Origin of the sequence: Mammaliicoccus sp. I-M35, from assembly GCF_022386455.1 — a bacterium.
GTDB classification, from domain to species: Bacteria; Bacillota; Bacilli; order Staphylococcales; family Staphylococcaceae; genus Mammaliicoccus; species Mammaliicoccus sciuri_A.
This window is the reverse complement of record NZ_JAJNIL010000001.1, coordinates 453172-473871: the sequence shown is the minus strand read 5'-3', so window position 1 is coordinate 473871 and position 20700 is coordinate 453172. Positions and strand designations below refer to the sequence as shown.

The 20700-nt window shown below is 32.6% G+C and carries 17 protein-coding genes and 1 other annotated feature; of the genes, 12 read left to right on the top strand and 5 right to left on the bottom strand.

The window, feature by feature from the left end:
- The first annotated feature begins 17 nt into the window (after window positions 1-17).
- From murC to ccpA, 5 genes are all read left to right on the top strand, one after another.
- Window positions 18-1325 (top strand): UDP-N-acetylmuramate--L-alanine ligase, encoded by a 1308-nt coding sequence (gene murC / locus LQ679_RS02290; protein WP_025905284.1) that lies wholly within the window; start codon window positions 18-20, stop codon window positions 1323-1325.
- 90 nt (window positions 1326-1415) lie between these two features.
- Entirely contained in the window at window positions 1416-1967 is a 552-nt protein-coding gene (locus LQ679_RS02285) for a DUF948 domain-containing protein (protein ID WP_025905285.1), read from the top strand.
- A 91-nt stretch (window positions 1968-2058) separates the two neighbouring features.
- Entirely contained in the window at window positions 2059-2721 is a 663-nt protein-coding gene (locus LQ679_RS02280) for a YtxH domain-containing protein (RefSeq protein ID WP_159315524.1), read from the top strand.
- 257 nt (window positions 2722-2978) lie between these two features.
- Window positions 2979-4058: a bifunctional 3-deoxy-7-phosphoheptulonate synthase/chorismate mutase gene (locus LQ679_RS02275; RefSeq protein WP_037588564.1), complete on the top strand. Its 1080-nt coding sequence runs from the start codon at window positions 2979-2981 to the stop codon at window positions 4056-4058.
- A gap of 260 nt (window positions 4059-4318) precedes the next feature.
- On the top strand, window positions 4319-5308 hold the full coding sequence (ccpA, locus tag LQ679_RS02270; RefSeq protein ID WP_025905288.1) for a catabolite control protein A: 990 nt from the start codon (window positions 4319-4321) through the stop codon (window positions 5306-5308).
- 52 nt (window positions 5309-5360) lie between these two features.
- On the opposite strand, the gene LQ679_RS02265 is transcribed toward ccpA, so the two are convergent.
- From LQ679_RS02265 to LQ679_RS02255, 3 genes are read right to left on the bottom strand one after another with little or no spacing between them, the layout of a single operon-like run.
- A complete protein-coding gene (locus LQ679_RS02265) occupies window positions 5361-6506 on the bottom strand; it encodes an acetoin utilization protein AcuC (RefSeq protein WP_204189080.1) in 1146 nt (381 codons plus the stop codon).
- Entirely contained in the window at window positions 6499-7143 is a 645-nt protein-coding gene (locus tag LQ679_RS02260; RefSeq protein WP_075578034.1) for a CBS and ACT domain-containing protein, read from the bottom strand. Before LQ679_RS02260 ends, LQ679_RS02265 begins: the two co-directional genes overlap by 8 nt.
- A 15-nt stretch (window positions 7144-7158) precedes the next feature.
- Entirely contained in the window at window positions 7159-7794 is a 636-nt protein-coding gene (locus LQ679_RS02255) for a GNAT family N-acetyltransferase (RefSeq protein ID WP_239762029.1), read from the bottom strand.
- A 149-nt stretch (window positions 7795-7943) separates the two neighbouring features.
- On the opposite strand from LQ679_RS02255, the gene acsA reads away from it, so the two are divergent.
- Entirely contained in the window at window positions 7944-9656 is a 1713-nt protein-coding gene (gene acsA, locus LQ679_RS02250; protein ID WP_239762028.1) for an acetate--CoA ligase, read from the top strand.
- 165 nt (window positions 9657-9821) lie between these two features.
- The gene (locus tag LQ679_RS02245) at window positions 9822-11489 is read left to right on the top strand and encodes a formate--tetrahydrofolate ligase (protein ID WP_239762027.1); all 1668 of its coding nucleotides are present in this window, start codon (window positions 9822-9824) and stop codon (window positions 11487-11489) included.
- An 80-nt stretch (window positions 11490-11569) separates the two neighbouring features.
- On the opposite strand, the gene LQ679_RS02240 is transcribed toward LQ679_RS02245, so the two are convergent.
- The gene (locus LQ679_RS02240; RefSeq protein WP_107565170.1) at window positions 11570-14026 is read right to left on the bottom strand and encodes a transglycosylase domain-containing protein; all 2457 of its coding nucleotides are present in this window, start codon (window positions 14024-14026) and stop codon (window positions 11570-11572) included.
- Window positions 14027-14126: 100 nt separating this feature from the next.
- Window positions 14127-14316: a binding site (T-box leader), on the top strand.
- Between the two features lie 49 nt (window positions 14317-14365).
- Between LQ679_RS02240 and tyrS the strand changes: the two genes are divergently transcribed.
- The 3 genes from tyrS (at window position 14366) to LQ679_RS02225 (ending at window position 17181) form a co-directional block, all read left to right on the top strand.
- Window positions 14366-15628 carry a tyrosine--tRNA ligase gene (gene tyrS / locus LQ679_RS02235; protein ID WP_103361687.1) on the top strand — a complete coding sequence of 421 codons (1263 nt, stop codon included), beginning with the start codon at window positions 14366-14368 and terminating at the stop codon, window positions 15626-15628.
- 120 nt (window positions 15629-15748) lie between these two features.
- Window positions 15749-16327, top strand: coding sequence for a LemA family protein (locus LQ679_RS02230; RefSeq protein WP_049318639.1), 579 nt, complete (start codon window positions 15749-15751; stop codon window positions 16325-16327).
- Window positions 16327-17181, top strand: coding sequence for a TPM domain-containing protein (locus LQ679_RS02225; protein ID WP_239762026.1), 855 nt, complete (start codon window positions 16327-16329; stop codon window positions 17179-17181). The genes LQ679_RS02230 and LQ679_RS02225 overlap by 1 nt, the downstream gene beginning before the upstream one ends.
- A 59-nt stretch (window positions 17182-17240) precedes the next feature.
- Here LQ679_RS02225 and LQ679_RS02220 read toward each other — a convergent pair whose 3' ends face one another.
- Complete coding sequence (locus tag LQ679_RS02220; RefSeq protein ID WP_239762025.1) at window positions 17241-18497, bottom strand: S1C family serine protease; 1257 nt, start codon at window positions 18495-18497, stop codon at window positions 17241-17243.
- Between the two features lie 167 nt (window positions 18498-18664).
- Between LQ679_RS02220 and LQ679_RS02215 the strand changes: the two genes are divergently transcribed.
- Window positions 18665-19294, top strand: a complete 630-nt coding sequence (locus LQ679_RS02215) for a lysophospholipid acyltransferase family protein (protein WP_126477584.1) — start codon at window positions 18665-18667, stop codon at window positions 19292-19294.
- Between the two features lie 154 nt (window positions 19295-19448).
- Window positions 19449-20564, top strand: coding sequence for an HAD family hydrolase (locus LQ679_RS02210; RefSeq protein WP_159315528.1), 1116 nt, complete (start codon window positions 19449-19451; stop codon window positions 20562-20564).
- Window positions 20565-20700: the final 136 nt, after the last annotated feature.

Below are 20700 nucleotides of genomic sequence, written 5' to 3'. Positions count from 1 at the left end.
AGAAGGAGTGACATGAAATGACATTATTTCATTTTGTCGGCATAAAAGGTGCAGGTATGAGTTCACTTGCACAAATCATGCACGACATGGGACATAAAGTACAAGGTTCTGATATAGAGAATACAGTATTTACTGAAATAGCATTAAAAAATAAAGGCATTAAAATATTACCATTTGATGTTGAAAATATTAAAGAAGGTATGACTGTTATAGCAGGTAATGCCTTTCCAGATACACACCCTGAAATAGCTAAAGCATACGAAATGGGACTTGAAGTGAAAAGATATCATATTTTCCTAGGTGAATTTATGTCCCAATATACGTCAGTTGCAGTTACAGGTGCACACGGTAAAACATCGACAACTGGATTATTATCACATGTCATGAATGGTGATCAAAAAACGTCATTCTTAATAGGTGATGGAACAGGTATGGGATTACCTGATAGCTCATACTTTGCTTTTGAAGCTTGTGAATATAGAAGACACTTTTTAAGTTATTATCCAGATTATGCGATTATGACAAATATTGATTTTGATCATCCGGACTATTTTAAAGATTTACAAGACGTAACAAATGCATTCCAAGAGATGGCTAGTAATGTTAAAAAAGCAATCGTTGCTTGGGGACATGATGCTGAGCTTAGAAAAATTAAAGCTGATGTTCCAATTTACTTTTACGGTTTTGAGCATGACAATGATGTCTATGCTGACAATGTTCAAACGTCTTCTAAAGGTACAACATTTGATGTTTACTTTAAATCTAAAAATGAACTTATAGGTACATTTACAACACCTATGTATGGTGATCACCACGTTCTAAATGCATTAGCAGTTATTGCAATTTGTCATTTAGAAAAACTAGATATTGAAAATATTAAAGAAGCATTATTAACATTTGGTGGTGTAAAAAGAAGATTTAGTGAAAGTTTTTACGACAATCAAATCTTAATCGATGACTATGCACACCATCCGAGAGAAATTAATGCTACAATTGAATCAGCTAGAAAAAAATATCCTGAAAACGAAGTGGTTGCAGTATTTCAACCTCATACATTTTCAAGAACAGAAACTTTCTTAAACGAATTTGCTGAAAGTTTAAACCTTGCTGATAAAGTATACTTATGTGACATCTTTGGTTCTATTCGAGAACAACAAGGTGAGCTGACAATACATGATTTAAAAGCATTAATTCCTAATGCGGATTTAATAAGCGAAGAATCAGTTTCTCAGCTACAAAAGCATGATAATGGTGTTATACTATTTATGGGTGCTGGAGATATTCAAAAAGTTCAAAAAGCCTATGTTTCTTCACTATCACATTAAATATAATATGTTTATACTTTAATAGTGAGGGTATTAAATATTAGTAAATCGAATAAAGATTAGTTTTATAATTATTAGGAGGCGTTCAGTATGGATTGGATTTTACCAATAGCAGGCATAATTGCTGCGGTTGCATTTTTAATTATTTGTGTTGTCTTAGCACTATTTTTAATGCAATTATTAAAAACAGTTAAAGGAATTAATGAAACTTTAGATGGCATTCAAGGCCAAATACAAGGTATCACACGTGAATCTACTGATTTACTTCACAAAGCAAATCGTTTAACTGAAGATATTCAAGATAAATCATTACGCTTAAACTCAGTAGTAGATGCAGTTAAAGGTGTTGGAGATTCTGTACAAACACTTAATAATTCAGTAGATAGAGTTACAAATTCTATTACTCACAATATCTCACAAAATGAAGATAAGATTTCTCAAGTTATTCAATGGTCAAATGTTGCAATGGAAGTTGCAGATAAATGGCAATTAAGAAGAGATCGTAGAAGTAACGTATCATACAAAAATAATGTAAATGCTTCTAAAGATTTTGAAGCGCAAGTGCCGAAAGACTACAATGAAACAACAACATCAGGTGACAACCTAGATGAAGATAAAATTGGTGCAGGCTTGAAAAAATAAAGTGCATGGAAGCAAATAACTATCTTTTCAGGCTGAGGCATTTAAACATGTCACAGCCTGATTTCTTTAATAAAATTAGGGGGAAAATATAATGGAAAACAAATACAATAGAGATTTATATACACATGGTTTAGAAACGTATGAAGCTGAATATGAAAAAAATACAAACGGTAGAGATTTTGTATTTGGTGTAGTATTAGGTACAGTAGTAGGCGGAATTGTTGGTTTATTACTAGCTCCTAAATCAGGGAAAGAATTACAAGATGATTTAAGTGAGAAATCAAACAAAATTATCGATGACGTTAAAACTAAAACTGACGACTTAAAAGTTCAAGCTCAATCTAAAGCTGAAGAAATCAAAACACAAGCTGAAGAAAAGAAAGAAGAAGTTAAAACTAAAGTTGAAGATAAAAAAGCTCAAGCTAGTGAAAAAGCAGAAGAAGTGAAAGCTAAAGCTGCTGATAAGAAAGAAGAAGCTAGTCAAAAAGCGGAAGAAGTAAAAGCTAAAGCTGCTGACAAAAAAGAAGAAGTTAAAACAAAAGCTTCAGAAAAGAAAACAGAAACTAAGAAAAAAGCAGAAGAAGTAAAATCTAAACAAGCTGAAAAGAAAGCTAACAAAGGCGTTGTAACAGCTGACGATGTAGGCGACGAAGAATTAAAAGCACAAAAAAGTGCAATTAAATCTGAAGTAGAAAATGAAGACTTAAAAGGTCCAAAAACAGTTGTAGAGAAAAAAACTTTCGATAAAAAATAATAAATAAGTGATGTTTAACGCATATTATTTGTACTACCGAAAAGTCATAACATAACTTTTCGGTAGTTTTTTATATTGTAATGAACACTATTATAAATTAAAATATACTTTATTAGTCTGATTAGTAATAAATTTTAATATTTTTGAGATGTTGGGGTTGAATCAGAGCATTTTAATTGTTATACTAACATCTAATTACTTATATATTTTATCGCTTTAAAGTATGTGAGTTAAATTGTTTACATGAGGTGAAAAGGATGTCAAATGAATTAGAGAATTTAAGAAAAAGAATTGAAGGTATTAATGATGAAATTTTAGCTTTATTACAAGAGCGTGGTACTTTAGCTAAAAAAATTGGTGAAGAAAAACGTAAACAAGGTACTCAAGTATATGATCCACAACGTGAAAAAGAAATGTTAAATCATTTAATTGATAATAACCAAGGACCATATAACGACAATACTATTAAGCAATTATTTAAAGAGATCTTTAAAGCTTCTACTGACTTACAAAAATCTGAAAATGAAAAACATTTATATGTTTCTCGTAAATTAAAACCAGAAGATACTATTGTACAATTCGACAATGGTGCAATTATTGGTAATAATAAAAAATCATTCGTATTCGGTCCATGTTCTGTAGAATCACAAGAACAAGTTGATGCAGTTGCGAAAGATTTAGCTGATAGAGGCGAAAAATTCATTAGAGGTGGCGCATTTAAACCACGTACTTCTCCTTACGACTTCCAAGGTTTAGGTGAAGAAGGATTAAAAATTCTTAAAAATACTAAAGATAAATACGGTTTAAATATCGTAAGTGAAATTGTAAATCCTGCACACTTTGAAATGGCTGATGAATACTTAGATGTATTCCAAATTGGTGCAAGAAACATGCAAAACTTTGAGTTATTAAAAGAAGCAGGTAGAACAAATAAACCTGTCTTATTAAAACGTGGTCTTTCTGCAACTATCGAAGAATTCATCTACGCTGCAGAATACATTCACTCACAAGGTAACAATAACATTATCTTATGTGAACGTGGTATTAGAACATATGAAAAAGCTACAAGAAACACATTAGATATTTCAGCAGTTCCTATTTTAAAACAAGGTACACATCTTCCAGTTATGGTTGACGTTACGCATAGTACTGGACGTAAAGATATTATGTTACCATGTGCTAAAGCTGCATTAGCAGTTGGAGCTGACGGTGTAATGGCAGAAGTACATCCTGATCCATCAGTAGCATTAAGTGATGCTGGTCAACAAATGGACTTAAACGAATTTGATGCATTCTACAAAGAAATCGTTGAAGCTGCTAAATTATACGAAAAATAATATTCATATACATCAACTGGCGAAAAGTTATCATAACTTTTCGCCAGTTTTTTTATGTTGTAAATTAACATATGTTCGTTTGTTTTCTGAAAAACTATTTACAATTTACACAAAAACCAAAAATATTAGAGCAATTGTATCGACAACACCTCTATAATCTTTTATAATTGGTAATTGTGAGTTCGCTTTCATATACTTTGAAAACATTATGAAAACGTGCTAGAATAAAGTAGAAAACGTTTTCAAGATAGGAGGATATTATGACTGTAACAATATATGATGTTGCAAGAGAAGCAAAAGTATCAATGGCAACAGTTTCACGTGTCGTAAATGGTAACCAAAATGTTAAACCTTCAACACGTGATAAAGTAAATGAAGTCATTAAAAGATTAAATTATAGACCTAATGCTGTAGCTAGAGGTTTAGCAAGCAAGAAAACAACAACTGTTGGGGTAATTATTCCTGACATTTCAAATGTTTATTATTCTGAATTAGCTCGTGGATTAGAAGATATTGCCACTATGTATAAATATCATACAATCATTTCAAATTCTGATAATGATAGTGAAAAAGAACAAGAGATATTTAATAATTTATTAAGTAAACAAGTTGACGGTATCATTTTCTTAGGTGGTACTTTAACAGACGAAACAGTAGATCTTATTGATAAATCATCAGTACCAGTAGTCGTTTCTGGTACAAATGACAAAGATTCTAAACTTGCTTCAGTTAACATTAACTATACAGAAGCTAGTAAAGAAATTGCTGAGTCATTGATTAAGAAAGGTGCTAAGAAATTTGCATTTGTAGGTGGGGGATATTCAGAAAAAGCACAAGATGATGCTTTTAAAGGATTAGAACTTGCACTTCAAGAAGCTGGCCTTGAAATCGAAGACAATGCTAAATTTGTTGGTAATGAAACATATAAAGATGGTAGCCGTGCTTATGAGGCTGTTTCTCAAGATAAGCCGGATGTTATTTTATGTATTAGTGATGAACAAGCAATTGGTATTGTACACGCAGCACAAGATGCAGGCGTTAATGTACCAAATGATTTACAAGTTGTAAGTTTCAATAATACAAGATTAGTTCATATGGTTAGACCTCAATTATCAAGTGTGACACAACCATTATATGATATTGGTGCAGTTGGTATGAGATTATTAACTAAATATATGAATGACGAACAAATTGATGAACCTAATGTGATTTTACCTTATAGAGTAGAATATAGAGGTACAACTAAATAGTATAAAAAGACGACTGAAACAATGGATATGTTTCAGTCGTCTTTTTTAATATTTAATTAAACCAGTCTAATATTCTTAATTTAGTATTATTATTTTTTTCTGTTATTTCTGTTCTTCTTGGTATTTCAGTATAGTCTTCTTTTTCATCTATCCAAGTTGAAGGTAGTGGTAATGGTGCGTGTGATTGGTATTTTTGTAACCATGAATCTGGTAGCGAGCCTTCAGGTGTTTGTAGGTCATTTAGTGCAAACCATACATGTGACCACGCTCTAGGTACAACGCGCCATATATTATAGCCACCGCCACCAATCATAATGATTTTGCCATCACAATATTTGTCTGCTAAACCTTTAACGATATAAGGTATTTTATACAATGTATCAAGTGTGCAGCTCAAATGTGTGAGTGGATCTAAATAATGTATATCCACACCATTTACACTAAGTATGACATCTGGCTTATATGCTTTACAAACGGCTTCTACTGTATCTTTAAAGACGTCTATGTATGAATCGTCTTCTGTATAAGCATCTAATGGTACATTGACTGTGGTTCCAAATCCTTTACCATCACCGCGTTCTGTTAACGCACCAGTGCCTGGAAATAAGTATCGACCAGTTTCATGTATAGAATAGTTCATGACGTCTTCGTTTGTATAAAATGACCATTGTACGCCATCGCCATGATGAGCGTCTGTATCAATATATAAGACGCGTTGATTATACTTTGATTGCATGTATTGAATGGCAACAGCGCTGTCATTATATATACAAAATCCGCTCGCTTTACCTTTAAAGCCGTGATGTAAGCCACCACCAAGATGGCATGCTCTTGTTGCTTCTCCAGACATAACAGCATCTACTGCACTTAAAGTTCCACCAACAACACGTGCACTATTTTCATGCATATTTACAAATTGTGGTGTGTCTTCAGAATTTAATCCGTATTTATCATATTCTTCTAATGGTAATTCACCATTGCCAGCTTTCTTTATTGCTTCTATATAATTTGGTTCATGTACGAGTTGAAGTTCTTCATCAGTCGCTACCCGAGGTGGAATAATATGCGCTTCGGTTAATACCCCTAAATCAAAGAGTAAATCAGTTGTTAATTTAAGTCTCATTTGATTGAAAGGGTGACTATCTGAAAAACGATATTTCAATAAATCTTCAGAATATACATATTTAACATTAGTCATTTTTTATACCAAACGGATAGATGACATGGTAATCTTGTTCTTCTAATAATTTGTATATCTTCTCTGGATTCATTGATTTCACTCGTAACATCAGGTATCTCTTATTAATATCTTGTTGATCTGCATATGCAAGAACGTTTAAGATATCAATATTTTGTTCTTTAAATATTCTTGTAATATCATGAAGTGCGCCAACTTTATCATCAATATGTACTTCAATAATAGAACCAGGCATAGTCACGCCAGTAAGTTCTAAAAATGTATTGAGCATATCTTTTTGGGTTACGATACCAATTACTTTATTATCTCGAATAACTGGAATTGAACCGATAGACATTTCATAAAAATCTAGTGCAATATCTTCTACAAAATCAAGTGGATGGCAACGTATCACATTGCGTCTCATAATTTTTGAAACAGATAATGACAAACTTTTATTGGGCTCGTCATCAGATAATATGCTAGGCAGTGCCATTTTTATATCTCTATCAGAAATAATACCGAGTAAATGATCTTCTTCATCAACAATCGGTAAATGTCTAATTTCTTTTTGTGTCATTAATACTAAAGCATCTTCAATAGATTTATCACTTTGTATTGTCGTACAAGGTGATGTCATAATTTTTTCAACTAACATAAATTTAAACCCCCTCTAAAAGAAAAATCGATTCATAAATCTGAGCTTATCAAATGCTTCCATTTGTTCTTGTTGAATATTTTGTCCAATCCTTGCCATTAGGCTATTTGCTGGATGACTAATAATTTCAGGATCATCTGTTGCAAACACTTCTAATCCACCTTCAGCCATCATTTTATGCATGATTTTTTGATATTGATAAACATCTAAACCACTGTTTTTTAAATCCCAATGCCAATAATATTCAGTTGTAATGACGATGAAATCTTCCATTTCTGGTGCTTTCATAGCAAGTTGAAGCATTTTTTTACCTAGACCATATTTACGATAATCTAAAGACAATTCAATAGCGCCTAATTCTAGAATATACGGTAAATTACCATCTGACCATCTCTCTAATGGGTCAGGGTATAAGTATGTTGTATAACCAATAATATGTTGATCAATACGTGCAATAATTATTCTTCCTTCTGGTAATTCAGCAATTTCAATGATCGCTTCAAATTGTTCTTTAGATACTCTAAAACTATTGAGTCCTTCATCAAAAGTCATGTTCCGTAATTCATCTGGATGTACAGGTCCTTCAACGATAATATCTGTGTCTTTATCATAGGGGACAGTTTCAGATATAAAAGTCTTCTTGAATTTCAATGTTGTACCTCCTTTCATTAAGTATGATATTCTATATTTGTAATATGTATTTTGAATAATCAAATTTTTTTGAAAAGTATCATCTATTTATATTATAATGTAAATAGGCTTTATTGAAAACGATTACATTCATAAAAGGGGAGATTTAAATGAAAGTCGAAGTATACGAAGCATTAAATGATTCTTATAACCTTGCTGATTATGATGAAACAGTAAAAAATCATAATTGGAAAGATATCGAAAAGAATTTCAGTTGGAGTGAAACTGGAAAAATAAATATGGCTTACGAATGTATAGATCGTCATGTAGATAATGGTAAAGGGGACAAAATTGCACTTCATTATAAAGATAGCAATAGACAAGATAGTTATACATTTAAAGAATTACAAATCGCGAGTAATAAAGCTGCAAATGTCTTGAAAAATGAAGCGAATGTACAAAAAGGTGATAGAGTATTTATATTTATGCCTAGAACACCTGAATTATATTTCTCTTTATTAGGTACTTTGAAGATTGGGGCTATTGTAGGTCCATTATTCGAAGCCTTTATGGAAAAAGCAGTTAAAGACAGATTAGAAAATAGTGAAGCTAAAGTTATCATTACGACGAACGATTTAGTTGGTAGAATTCCGAAAGATGAATTACCAAACCTTGAACATATTGTCGTTGTAGATGACGATGTAAGTGATGAATACATTGATTTCAATCAATCATTTGAACAAGCAAGTGAAGAATTTGATATTGAATGGTTAGATCGAGAAGATGGATTGATCTTACATTATACATCAGGTTCTACAGGACAACCTAAAGGTGTATTACATGTTCAAGAGGCTATGATCGTACATTATATATCTGGTAAATATGTATTAGACTTTAAAGAAGATGACATTTATTGGTGTACAGCTGACCCAGGTTGGGTAACTGGAACATCATATGGTATCTTTAGTCCATGGTTAAATGGTGTTACAAACTGTATCGTCGGTGGAAGATTCTCGCCAGAAGGCTGGTATGACTTTATTCAAACATATGGCGTAACGATTTGGTATACTGCGCCAACTGCACTACGTATGTTAATGGGTGCTGGCGATGATGTTGTTAGTAAATATGATCTTTCTTCATTAAGACATGTGCTTTCAGTAGGTGAACCGTTAAACCCTGAAGTTATTAAATGGGCACATAACGTATTTAATCATAGAGTACATGATACATGGTGGATGACTGAAACAGGTGGACATATGATTGTAAACTATCCATCTATGGATATACGTGCTGGTTCAATGGGTAAACCTTTACCAGGTATTGAAGCAGCAATTGTAGATGATCAAGGTAATGAATTACCACCGAATAGAATGGGTAACTTAGCCCTTAAAAAAGGTTGGCCATCAATGATGAGAACAATTTGGAATAACCAACCTAAATATGATTCTTACTTTATCAATGATGAATGGTATGTTTCAGGAGATTCTGCATATAAAGATGAAGATGGTTATTACTGGTTCCAAGGTAGAGTTGATGATGTCATCATGACTGCTGGTGAACGTGTAGGTCCATTTGAAGTTGAATCTAAACTTGTTGAACATCCAGCTGTTGCTGAAGCGGGTGTTATCGGTAAACCTGACCCAGTAAGAGGTGAAATTATTAAAGCATTTATTGCTTTAAGAGATGGGTATGAAGAATCAGACGAACTTAAAGAAGAAATTAGAAAGTTTGTTAAAGAAGGATTAGCTGGACATGCAGCACCTCGTGAGATTGAATTTAAAGATAAATTACCGAAGACACGTTCAGGTAAAATTATGAGACGTGTACTTAAAGCTTGGGAATTAGATTTACCAGCAGGTGACTTATCTACGCTTGAAGATTAATTTAAATAAAGTTCACGTCATATAATTGGCGTGATCTTTTTTACGGGAAATTTGAATAAAAGTAGCTTACATATCGACTTTTATGAGTGAATTGTATATCCTAATAGTGTTAGGATATGTCATTTAATATTTAATTTGTAATATAAATTTAAGGAGTGAACGATGTTGAGTCATTTATCAGATTTAGAAATTGCAAAACAAAGTACTTTAAGACCAATTAGTGAAATAGCTGAGAAGGTGGGGATTTCTCATGAAGCTTTGGAACCTTATGGTCACTATAAAGGAAAAGTTAATATTACAAAGCTAAATGATCTAGAGGAAAAAGGTAAAGTTGTACTTGTAACAGCTTTAAGTCCAACGCCAGCTGGTGAAGGTAAATCAACGGTAACGGTTGGATTAGCAGATGCCTTTAATCAACTTAATCAAAATGTAATGGTCGTATTAAGAGAGCCTTCACTTGGTCCTGTATTTGGTATGAAAGGTGGCGCAACAGGTGGTGGTTATGCACAAGTTTTACCAATGGAAGAAATCAATTTACATTTTAATGGTGACTTACACGCGATAACGACTGCAAACAATGCGTTGTCAGCATTTATCGATAATCATATCTATCAAGGTAACGAACTTAATATTGATTCTAGACGAGTTGAATGGAAACGTGTACTTGATATGAATGATAGAGAGTTACGTCAAGTTGTAGTTGGTTTAGGTGGTCCAACAAGAGGTGTACCAAGAGAAGATGGTTTTGATATCACTGTTGCATCTGAAATAATGGCTATATTCTGTTTATCAAACGGCATTAAAGATTTAAAAGAAAATCTAGCTAACATTACAATTGGCTATAATGTGGATAAGCAACCCGTAACGGTTCGTGATTTAAAAGTAGAAGGTGCTTTAACACTTATTTTAAAAGACGCGCTAAAACCTAACATTGTACAAACGATAGAAGGCACACCTGCATTAGTACATGGTGGACCTTTTGCGAACATTGCGCATGGATGTAATTCAATTATTGCTACGAATACTGCTAGAAAGTTAGCGGATATCGTCGTAACAGAAAGTGGATTTGGTTCAGATTTAGGTGCAGAGAAGTTTTTAAATATCAAAACACGCAAAGCTGGATTTGATCCAAGTGCAGTTGTTATAGTCGCAACTATTCGTGCGTTAAAAATGCATGGCGGTGTAGCAAAAACTGATCTTAAAGAAGAAAATGTTCAAGCTGTTCAACAAGGTATCGTAAACCTAGAACGACATGTCAATAATATTAAACAGTTTGGCGTTGAGCCTGTTGTAGCAATTAATGCGTTTATTCACGATACAGATGATGAAGTACAAGTTGTCTTAGATTGGTGTAAAGAAAATAACGTAAAAGTAGCTTTAACAGAAGTTTGGGAAAAAGGCGGAAAAGGTGGCGTCGAACTTGCTAAAGAAGTATTAAAAGTATTAGAAACGCCACAATCCTTTAAACATCTTTATGACTTGGATTTATCTATAGAAGAAAAAATAGAAACAATTGTTCAGAAAGTATACGGCGGTAGATCTGTTAAATTCAGTGATAAAGCCTTAAAACAATTGAAGACAATTAAAGAAAACGGTTGGGATAAATATCCAGTTTGTATGGCGAAAACACAATATTCATTTACAGATGATCCAAAAGAACTTGGTGCACCAGTAGACTTTGATATAACAATTAGAGAATTATCACCAAGAACTGGTGCAGGATTTATCGTAGCATTAACAGGGGACATCATGACAATGCCAGGTTTACCAAAGAAACCAGCAGCATTAAATATGGATGTTAACGAAGACGGTTCTGCAGTAGGATTATTCTAAATAGAATATAAGTCAACAAAAAATAACACCTCATTTTCACTGAAAATGAGGTGTTATTTATTTTGAACTAGAAAGTTTATCTAATTATTGCCACTTGGTGGTGCGGTGCTTGTACCACTGGATGGCTTGCTATTGCTGTTTGAACTACTATTATTGCTGCTTGATTTATATGACCAAGCTTCTTTAGAATTTTTAGAGACGCGTTCTTTAGGTTTAACTTTTGATGATGTGTTTGTATCAATTGCTTGTCCTAGTCGTTTTAATACATAGTCAGAATTAATATCTTTATTCGAAGTATCGACTTTGTCAGATATTAATGTAGAAGATTTAGATTCACCACTACTACAGCTTCCTGTAGAATTTGTGTATTGGCAAATTGTGTCTTCTTTAACTGTGCTAGGTCTAGAGAATTCACTATCGTATCCTAATTTTTCTCTATCTGTAGAAGATAATGCATTAACCATATCTCTCCACATAAATAATTGATAATGACTGTCTTCATCAAATGTTATTGGTTGGTCATAACCCATCCAAATACCTAGTGTAACTTTTGGTGTATAGCCTACAAACAAGCTATCTTTAGCATCTTGTGATGTACCTGTTTTACCAGCCCAGTTACCGTCAAATGAATTCTTAATTTGATAACCTGAACCGTCATCAAGTACACCTTCTAAAATACTTGTTGTTAAATATGTTGTTGATTCACTAAAGATACGTTTAGGATCTTTTTTGTGTTGATAAATCACTTCACCATCTCGTGATTTAATAGATTCAATCATATAACTTTCATTATATTCACCTTTATTAGCTAAAGTACTGTAACCATTCACATCTTGTTCTAATGTGAAGTCTGCTGTACCAAGTGTTAAGGCTAAACCATCTTGGATATCTTTAGGTACGGTCATACCCATTTTATTTAAGTTTTCCCATGGTTTGTAGTCTTGAACATTGCTATACAATCTTAAAGTACTTAAGTTTAAAGAATTTCTTAAAGCATAATCTGCTGTTACTGGTCCAAATTCTCTTCTATCGTAGTTATCAGGTGAATAACCTTGGAAGTCGAATTTTTTATCCAGTAGGGCAGTGTTTGGTGTGATTAATCCATTTTCAAATGCTGGTGCATAAGTGAGTAATGGTTTCATTGTTGAACCTGGTGAACGTTTAGCACTTGTTGCATGATTGATTTGTGATTTTTCGTAATCTCTACCACCAACGAACGCTAGAATTTTACCAGATTGATTTTCTTTTAATAATGCACCGACTTCATGTTGGAACTCTTTGGAAGCTTTTTTACCTTCACTGTTTGTATAACTTGCTTCTCTATCCCAAGAGTAGCTACCAGAATTATCTTTAACTTCTTGAAGTTTATCGTACATATCTTTTTCAATCGTTGTATCTACACGGTAACCTTCAGTTCGCATAGCTTGATTAGCTTTTTCAGTATATTTCGTCATAAGAACTGGCGTTTGATCAAGTTCTTTCTTAGAAATATTATCTTCTTTAGCTAAATGATATTTAAGGATATCGACAGTACGTTTTTCAACTTCTTCAGTTAAGAATGGATATTTCTGATTAGGTTCTTCAACTTTATCAACAAATGATTTCTTGATGTCGAATTTTAATGCTTCATCGTATTCTTTTTTCGTAATTTTTTCTTCTTGATACATTCTTTTCAGAACATAGTGTTGACGATTGATGCCGTATTTCAAGGATTCATCATCTTTCAAATCACCATTCGGTAAGAAAGGTGTGTATGTGTATGGATTCTGTGGTAATCCAGCAAGATACGCAGATTGTGCGATGTTTAAATTCTTAGCTGATTTACCAAATACACCTTGAGCAGCGGCTTCAATACCCGCTATATTAGAACCATTTGAATTTCTTCCGAATGAAACGACATTTAAGTAACTATCAATAATTTCTTCTTTTGATAAGTTCTTTTCAACATTCATTGAAAGTAGCATTTCTTTAGCTTTACGTTCAAATGATGTTTCATTAGTTAAAAGTTGGTTCTTAACAAGTTGTTGCGTTAATGTACTCCCGCCAGAAGAATTAGCACTACCAAGTACTTCTTGTACTGATGCTCTTATAAAAGCTTTAGGTACAATACCGTTATGGTTATAGAAGTCTTCATCTTCTGTTGATATAAGTGCATTTTTAACATTCTTACTTATGTCTTTCCCTTTAATAACATCCCTTTGGACATCACTTTTTAATCGACCAAGTGACTCTCCAGAACCAAAATAAACAGATGTACTTTCTGTCATTGAATAAAGTTGTTGCTTCATTTCTTTTTTAGACATTACTTTTTCATCTTTGACAAGTCCTGCGAAGTATCCGCCGCCAATACCCAATCCTAAAGCTAATAATAAACAACTAATAAATACAATAATGAAAAATAAATTGCTTATTACATTGTATGTAGTATGGAATATGAGTTTTGGGGACCATTTTGTTTCTTTAAAAGTATCTTTATATTTCTTACTTGAACGATTAAATTGTTCTTTAAGTTTGTTTTTAGACTGATTTGAACTCAAATTTTTACCTCCAATCTAATCATCAATATTATAACATATATGTTTAGTGTTGACTTTTAAAAAAGTTAGCATTATACTTTGTAATTAATTGCATAAGGTAATGAACTAAAGGAGAAGTAGTGATTATTTTCTTTTTAAGAGAGTCAGTGGTGCTGCGAACTGATAAAGTGATAATGATGAATACACCTTTATAACAACAAGTTCAACGTTTTTAATGTACGTAACATTAAAGAGTGATGATGTATTTACATCATAAGTATGGTGGTACCGTGTATTCAAGCACCCTTACATTTTTTGTGAGGGTGCTTTTTTATATTCTATTTTAGAGGAGGAAATATAATGACAAATGAACTTTTAGAAGATTTAAAATGGAGAGGTTTAATTTATCAACAAACTGATGAACAAGAAATTGAAGACTTATTAAATAGAGAGTCAGTTAAAATATATTGTGGTGCAGATCCTACAGCTGATAGTTTGCACATTGGACATTTATTACCATATTTAACATTACGTCGTTTCCAAAACCATGGACACACACCAATCGTCTTAGTCGGTGGTGGTACAGGTATGATTGGTGACCCATCAGGACGTTCAGAAGAAAGAAAATTACAAACTGATGAACAAGTTGAAGCTAACGTAAGAGGAATCATGAATCAAATGCATAAAATATTTGATTTTGAAGGTGAAGACTCAGCGATTCTTGTTAACAATAAAGATTGGTTAAAAGAAATAGACTTAATTTCATTCTTAAGAGATTACGCTAAACACGTGGGTGTAAACTACATGTTAGCGAAAGATTCTGTTAAGACAAGATTAGAAACAGGTATTTCATACACTGAGTTTACGTACATGATTTTACAAGCAATTGATTTCGGATACTTAAACCGTAATTATGATTGTAAAATGCAAATCGGTGGTTCAGACCAATGGGGTAACATCACGACAGGATTAGATTTAATGAGAAGAATGTACGGTGACACTGAAGCTTACGGTTTCACAATTCCACTTGTTACAAAAGCAGATGGTAAAAAATTCGGTAAATCTGAATCAGGTACTGTATGGTTAGATAGAAGTAAAACATCAGCTTACGAGTTATACCAATTCTGGATTAATTCACAAGATGCTGATGTTGTGAAATACTTGAAATACTTTACTTTCCTTGATAGAGAAGAAATTGAAAGACTTGAAAAAACAGTTGAAGAAGCACCTCATTTAAGAGAAGCTCAAAAAGTATTAGCTGAAGAAATGGTTCGCTTTATACATGGTGAAGAAGCTGTAGAAGAAGCTAAAAGAATTACAGATGCACTATTTAAAGGCGATATTAAATCATTAACAAAATCTGAAATCGTAGAAGGTTTTAAAGACGTGCCAACAGCTGAAGTAAGTTCTGAAACTGTACAACTTGTTGACTTTATTATTGAAGCAGGTGTTTCTCCTTCAAAACGACAAGCACGTGAAGATATCACAAATGGTGCAATCTACTTAAACGGTGAACGTATTCAAGATGTTAACCACGAGATTTCAAGCGAAGATAAAATAGATGATGAATTTACAATTGTTAGAAGAGGTAAAAAGAAATACACAATGGTTAAATACGTTTAATATTTATGAGTTTTAATGGCTGAGACAACGATGTTTGTCTCAGTCTTTTTTCGCATACATATGGTATTTATTGTATAATAAAGAAGACCATTTATTTATAACAAGAAAGGGAGACATTTAATGAAAAAATATTTAGGACCAATTATTGTTGTTGTAGCAGTAATTGTTATTATTGGCTTATTTATGATCGGTCCATACAATAGATTAGTTGGACTTGAAGAAGAAGCGGATAAGTCATTATCTAATATTGATAATCAGCTTCAAAGACGTGTTGACTTAATTCCTAACTTAGTTGATACAGTTAAAGGTTACACGAAACATGAAGAAAAAGTATTTAAAGATGTATCAGATGCACGTAGTAAATTAGCAGGTGCGAATACGCCAGAAGAAAAAGCAGAAGCAAATGGAGAAGTTAATAGTGCGTTAAGTCGTTTACTTGCTATCAGTGAAAATTATCCAGATTTAAAAGCAGATAAGCAATTTACAGGATTAAGAGACGAATTAGCTGGTACTGAGAATAGAATTGCAGTAGCTAGAAAAGATTATAATGAATCTATTAATGAATATAATCAAGCTACTCGTAGATTCCCATCTAGTATCGTAGCAGGATTGTTTAATTTTGATAAGAAAGAATATTTCCAAGCCAAAGGTGAAGCTAAAGATGCACCAAAAGTTGACTTTGGCGGAGACGAATCTTAATGAAATCAATGTTTAAACGATTTTGTGTCTTGCTTATTGTTAGCTTTTTTTCACTAAGTTATGTCGTACATGCAGCTGATGATAAATTTCCTAAGTTAGAACAGCCTGTATTTGTACAAGATCATGCTAAATTAATGTCTGATCAAGATAAAGACAAAATTAATCAAAAAGGTCAAAAATTACAAGATGGAACAGATGCAGATATCTTGTTAATGACGATGAAATCAATAGGTCAAACACCTCGCCAAGATTATGCGTTAGAAGCGGGGCGACACTATAAAGTTGGTGACCAAAAGCATAATCGTGGGATTGTTATCCTATTAAATATGGATAACGGTAATGAGAACAATAATAGAGGTATTGATATAGCAGTTGGAGATGGACTTGAAGGTGTCCTCAATGACTCTAAAGTTGGGGAATTGATCGATTCTAAATTCATGCCTTACCAAAAGAAAGCTGCTCAAACTAAAGATACTAAAAAAGCAAACGCTTATTACAGTCAAGGTTTAACAAATTTATATGATGCAGTGTGGGATGAAGTAGCTAAAAGTTACGGATACGATGGTAAAAAGTTCACAGAAGACGAACCACAAAGTAGTGGGTTAGGAAAAATACCATTTATCATCTTTATCATATTTATTATTGTATTCTTCATTATTTACTTCAAAAATGGAGGCGGTAGACCTCCAAGAGGTGGAAATAGAAGAGGTACAAGACGCGGTATGACTGGTCCATTTATCTTTGGAGGCTCATCAGGTAGTTCTGGTGGCGGTTTCTCAGGTGGAGGATTCTCCGGAGGTGGCTTCGGCGGAGGAGGCGGCTTCTCTGGCGGTGGCGCAGGTAGAGGATTCTAGTTTGAAATATGTATATAGAAAAAGCATGCAACTCAATATGAGTTGCATGCTTTTTTGAATTAGTTTTGTTCTTTCAATGTGATTTTTGTTGTATGTGTTTTGCCATCTCTAATGTATTTGATTGTGATTTTGTCACCTGGTTTTTTCTCAGTGTAGATATAATTTTTAATATCAGAAACGTCTGATACATCTTTATCGTCTACTTTTGTGATGACATCATCTTTTTTAAGCCCGTTGTCTGCTTTTTTATCTACTTCAGAAATGTAAACACCTTTATCTGTAGTGAGATTTAATTCTTTCTTATATTGGTTTGGTATATCATCTATTGAAATCATGCTGATGCCGATATAAGGTCGTGTTACTTTACCGTCATCCATAATATCTTTAATGATATTATTTACTTCATTACTTGGTATTGCAAAGCCGATACCTTCTACATCTGATCTTGAAATTTTCATTGAGTTAATACCGATAAGGTTACCGTTTAAGTCGATTAATGCGCCACCTGAGTTACCTGGGTTTATGGCAGCATCTGTTTGAATAACTGTTGCTTCTGTACCACCTTGAGAAGTTTGTACATTCATCGTACGTTCTTCTGAAGAAATAATACCTTGAGTCACACTGTTTGCAAATTCTACACCTAATGGGTTACCTAAAGCAAATACTGTTTCACCAGCTTTAACTTTAGATGAATCTGCGAATTTAATTGGTTTTATATTATAATTGCCTTCTATTTTTAATACTGCTAAGTCTGTCATAACATCTGTACCGACAAGTTTGGCTTTCACTGATTTATCATTGTGAAGGCGAACTTCTATTTCATTTGCACCTTCTATAACATGGTTGTTCGTTACGATATAAGTACTATTACCATTAGATTGATAAATCACGCCTGTACCTGTTCCCGTTTCTTCTGAATCACCAGACCCATCTGAATCCTCGGAGTTGTTACCACCGAAAAATGATTCTAGTCCGCTTGCTTTTTGTTTGTTTATAACACCTACAATTGAAGGTGAAACATCTTCAATCATTTTAGAAACGGATTTGTTACTTGATTTATTATCTTTAATATTGCCACCTTTTTCATTAGCTGGTGCTTTTGTAATATTTGCTTCATCATTATAATTGCTAAATACATCTACTATTTTAGTCCCGCCGATATATAATGCGAGTATTAATACCGCACCTAAAATACCAGAAATAAATGGGATAAGACAACTTTGATACCAAGGGATTTTATTTTTTTGTTTGTAATAGTAACCATTTGAAGTTGTCTTATTAATATTTTGTTGATCCTCATTTTGATTTTGATCCATTGTATTGCCTCCTTAAACACTGTCCATAAAATAATTATTATAGAAATTCTTTTAAAAAGCTAATGATATGGTCGTTTTAAATTGTTACAATATTTTGTATGAAAACTTGTTACGTAAGTACGACAATGATAGAATATGTATATCATTAAGAAGAGAGTGGTCATTAAATGTATAAATTTGCGAGTACTGTTTTACATACTATTTTTCAAAAATTCGGGAAACAAATTGTAGCAATCGACAAAGAAAAAGTTCCTGATGAACCTTATATCGTTACATGTACACATACAGGATATGTAGAAGTGATCATGTTAGCTTTAAGTTTATATCCTACAGAAATTAATTATATGGCTAAAAAGGAATTGTTTTCGAAAGACTGGTCAGATAAGTTCTTTCATTCATTGAATGCATTTCCAGTTGATAGAGAAAAACCAGGTCCAAGTACTTTAAAAATACCTGTTAAATTATTAAATGAAGGTAAAAGTGTCGGTATCTTCCCATCTGGTCATAGAGCAGAAACAGGAGAAGCACCATTAAAAAGAGGGGCTGCAACGATTGCTGTATTAAGTAACAAACCGATTGTACCAGCTGCTTTTGAAGGACCTAAACAAGTTAAATCAATTTTTGGATTTAGACAAAAGTCGTTTATTAAATTTGGAGATCCGATTGATCCAAACGACTTTCCAAGTGATATGAAGAAAAGTGAAAAAATCGCTAAAATTATGACTTTATTAGAAGAAAGAACGAATACTTTACAAAAAGAAGTGACGTATATCGCTCAGAAATCTAGACAAAAATAACATTTAAAAATCTTACAAGCGACCATTTGCTTGTAAGATTTTTTTGTATTTTAAACTAAAACGTTTTCATTTATCTTATGTTGTAATACTACTGTATTCAGTAATAATCTATGCTAAAATTATAATCAGAATGTTCAAAAAATGGAGGCATAATATGAAACAAGTATTATTTGATGTAGACGGTGTTTTTTTAAGTGAAGAAAGATGTTTTGATGTTTCTGCTTTAACAGTTTATGAAATTTTACATAGTGAAGCTTTTTTAAACTTAAAAGGAACAGTAGACATAGAAACATTAGACGAACAAGATATTAAACAAATTAGAAAAGACATATTTATTGATGATCAAATTCTGAATCAACTTAAGTCTTTAGGTTTAAATTCTAACTGGGATATGCTTTTTATTGTGATTAGTACACATTTAATTGAATTGTTAAAGCGATCAAAAGCTACAAATCTTGACTTGAGTAACGTTAACTTTGACGACAATACTTTGAAAAATTATGCTCAACAAATAGTAGGTAAAGAGATAAATATAGAAACTCCTCGTCGATTTTTATCTAAAGCGACTTCCGGTAAAGAAAATATTTATCATGATCTTATCGCTTTTGCACAAGAAGAACTAAATGTAGAAGATGCTTCAATTTTTGAACTGAAAAGTAAGTTCTGGGATGTAGCACAAGAAGTATATCAAGAATGGTACTTAGGTACTGAGTTATATCAAGAAGTTGAACATAAGACACCTCGTACAACTTTTAAAAATGGTTATATAAAAGAAGAAGTAGTGTTAGCTGATGTGGATGAAGTGACACAATTGCTAGAAGATTTGAAAGAAGCAGGCTATCAAATTGGTATTGCTACAGGTAGACCAAGAACAGAAACAATCGTTCCATTTGAAACAATCGGTTGGTTAAAACAATTTGATGAATTCCATATTGGAACAGCATCAGAAGTGCTTAAAGCAGAAACAACATATCCAGAATTTAAACCACTCGGTAAACCAAATCCGTTTAGCTATTTAATAGCGAATGGTGGAAATGACCCAGAGAACTATTTAACTTATATTAAAGAACAAGAACAAGTGTTTAGTGAGCAAGATATATATATAGTAGGTGATTCATTAGCTGATTTATTGAGTGCACAAAAAACAGGTGCAACATTTATAGGCACACTCACTGGATTAAAAGGTCAGTCAGCAAGAGCAGAGTTAGAAGATTATGATGCTGATTTTATTGTAGATAACGTATTAGATATTAGAAACGTATTATTATAAATTGAAAATCTCACAAATCATCAAAGAATTGTGGGATTTTTTGATGAATAAAAATTTTATAAGATTTCATTACAATATTTACTTACAAATATTGTATAATAGAACTGTGGAAAAATTTTGAAAAAACAAATGGGGG

Bases quoted from the DNA above. Each gene is read 5' to 3' on its own strand.
- LQ679_RS02220 (WP_239762025.1), bottom strand. From the start codon at position 18,497: ATGGATCAAAATCAAAATGAGGATCAACAAAATATTAATAAGACAACT.
- LQ679_RS02210 (WP_159315528.1), top strand. From the start codon at position 19,449: ATGAAACAAGTATTATTTGATGTAGACGGTGTTTTTTTAAGTGAAGAA.
- LQ679_RS02260 (WP_075578034.1), bottom strand. From the start codon at position 7,143: ATGTTAGTTGAAAAAATTATGACATCACCTTGTACGACAATACAAAGT.
- LQ679_RS02285 (WP_025905285.1), top strand. From the start codon at position 1,416: ATGGATTGGATTTTACCAATAGCAGGCATAATTGCTGCGGTTGCATTT.
- LQ679_RS02280 (WP_159315524.1), top strand. From the start codon at position 2,059: ATGGAAAACAAATACAATAGAGATTTATATACACATGGTTTAGAAACG.
- tyrS (WP_103361687.1), top strand. From the start codon at position 14,366: ATGACAAATGAACTTTTAGAAGATTTAAAATGGAGAGGTTTAATTTAT.
- LQ679_RS02215 (WP_126477584.1), top strand. From the start codon at position 18,665: ATGTATAAATTTGCGAGTACTGTTTTACATACTATTTTTCAAAAATTC.
- murC (WP_025905284.1), top strand. From the start codon at position 18: ATGACATTATTTCATTTTGTCGGCATAAAAGGTGCAGGTATGAGTTCA.
- LQ679_RS02265 (WP_204189080.1), bottom strand. From the start codon at position 6,506: ATGACTAATGTTAAATATGTATATTCTGAAGATTTATTGAAATATCGT.
- acsA (WP_239762028.1), top strand. From the start codon at position 7,944: ATGAAAGTCGAAGTATACGAAGCATTAAATGATTCTTATAACCTTGCT.
- LQ679_RS02225 (WP_239762026.1), top strand. From the start codon at position 16,327: ATGAAATCAATGTTTAAACGATTTTGTGTCTTGCTTATTGTTAGCTTT.
- ccpA (WP_025905288.1), top strand. From the start codon at position 4,319: ATGACTGTAACAATATATGATGTTGCAAGAGAAGCAAAAGTATCAATG.
- LQ679_RS02230 (WP_049318639.1), top strand. From the start codon at position 15,749: ATGAAAAAATATTTAGGACCAATTATTGTTGTTGTAGCAGTAATTGTT.
- LQ679_RS02275 (WP_037588564.1), top strand. From the start codon at position 2,979: ATGTCAAATGAATTAGAGAATTTAAGAAAAAGAATTGAAGGTATTAAT.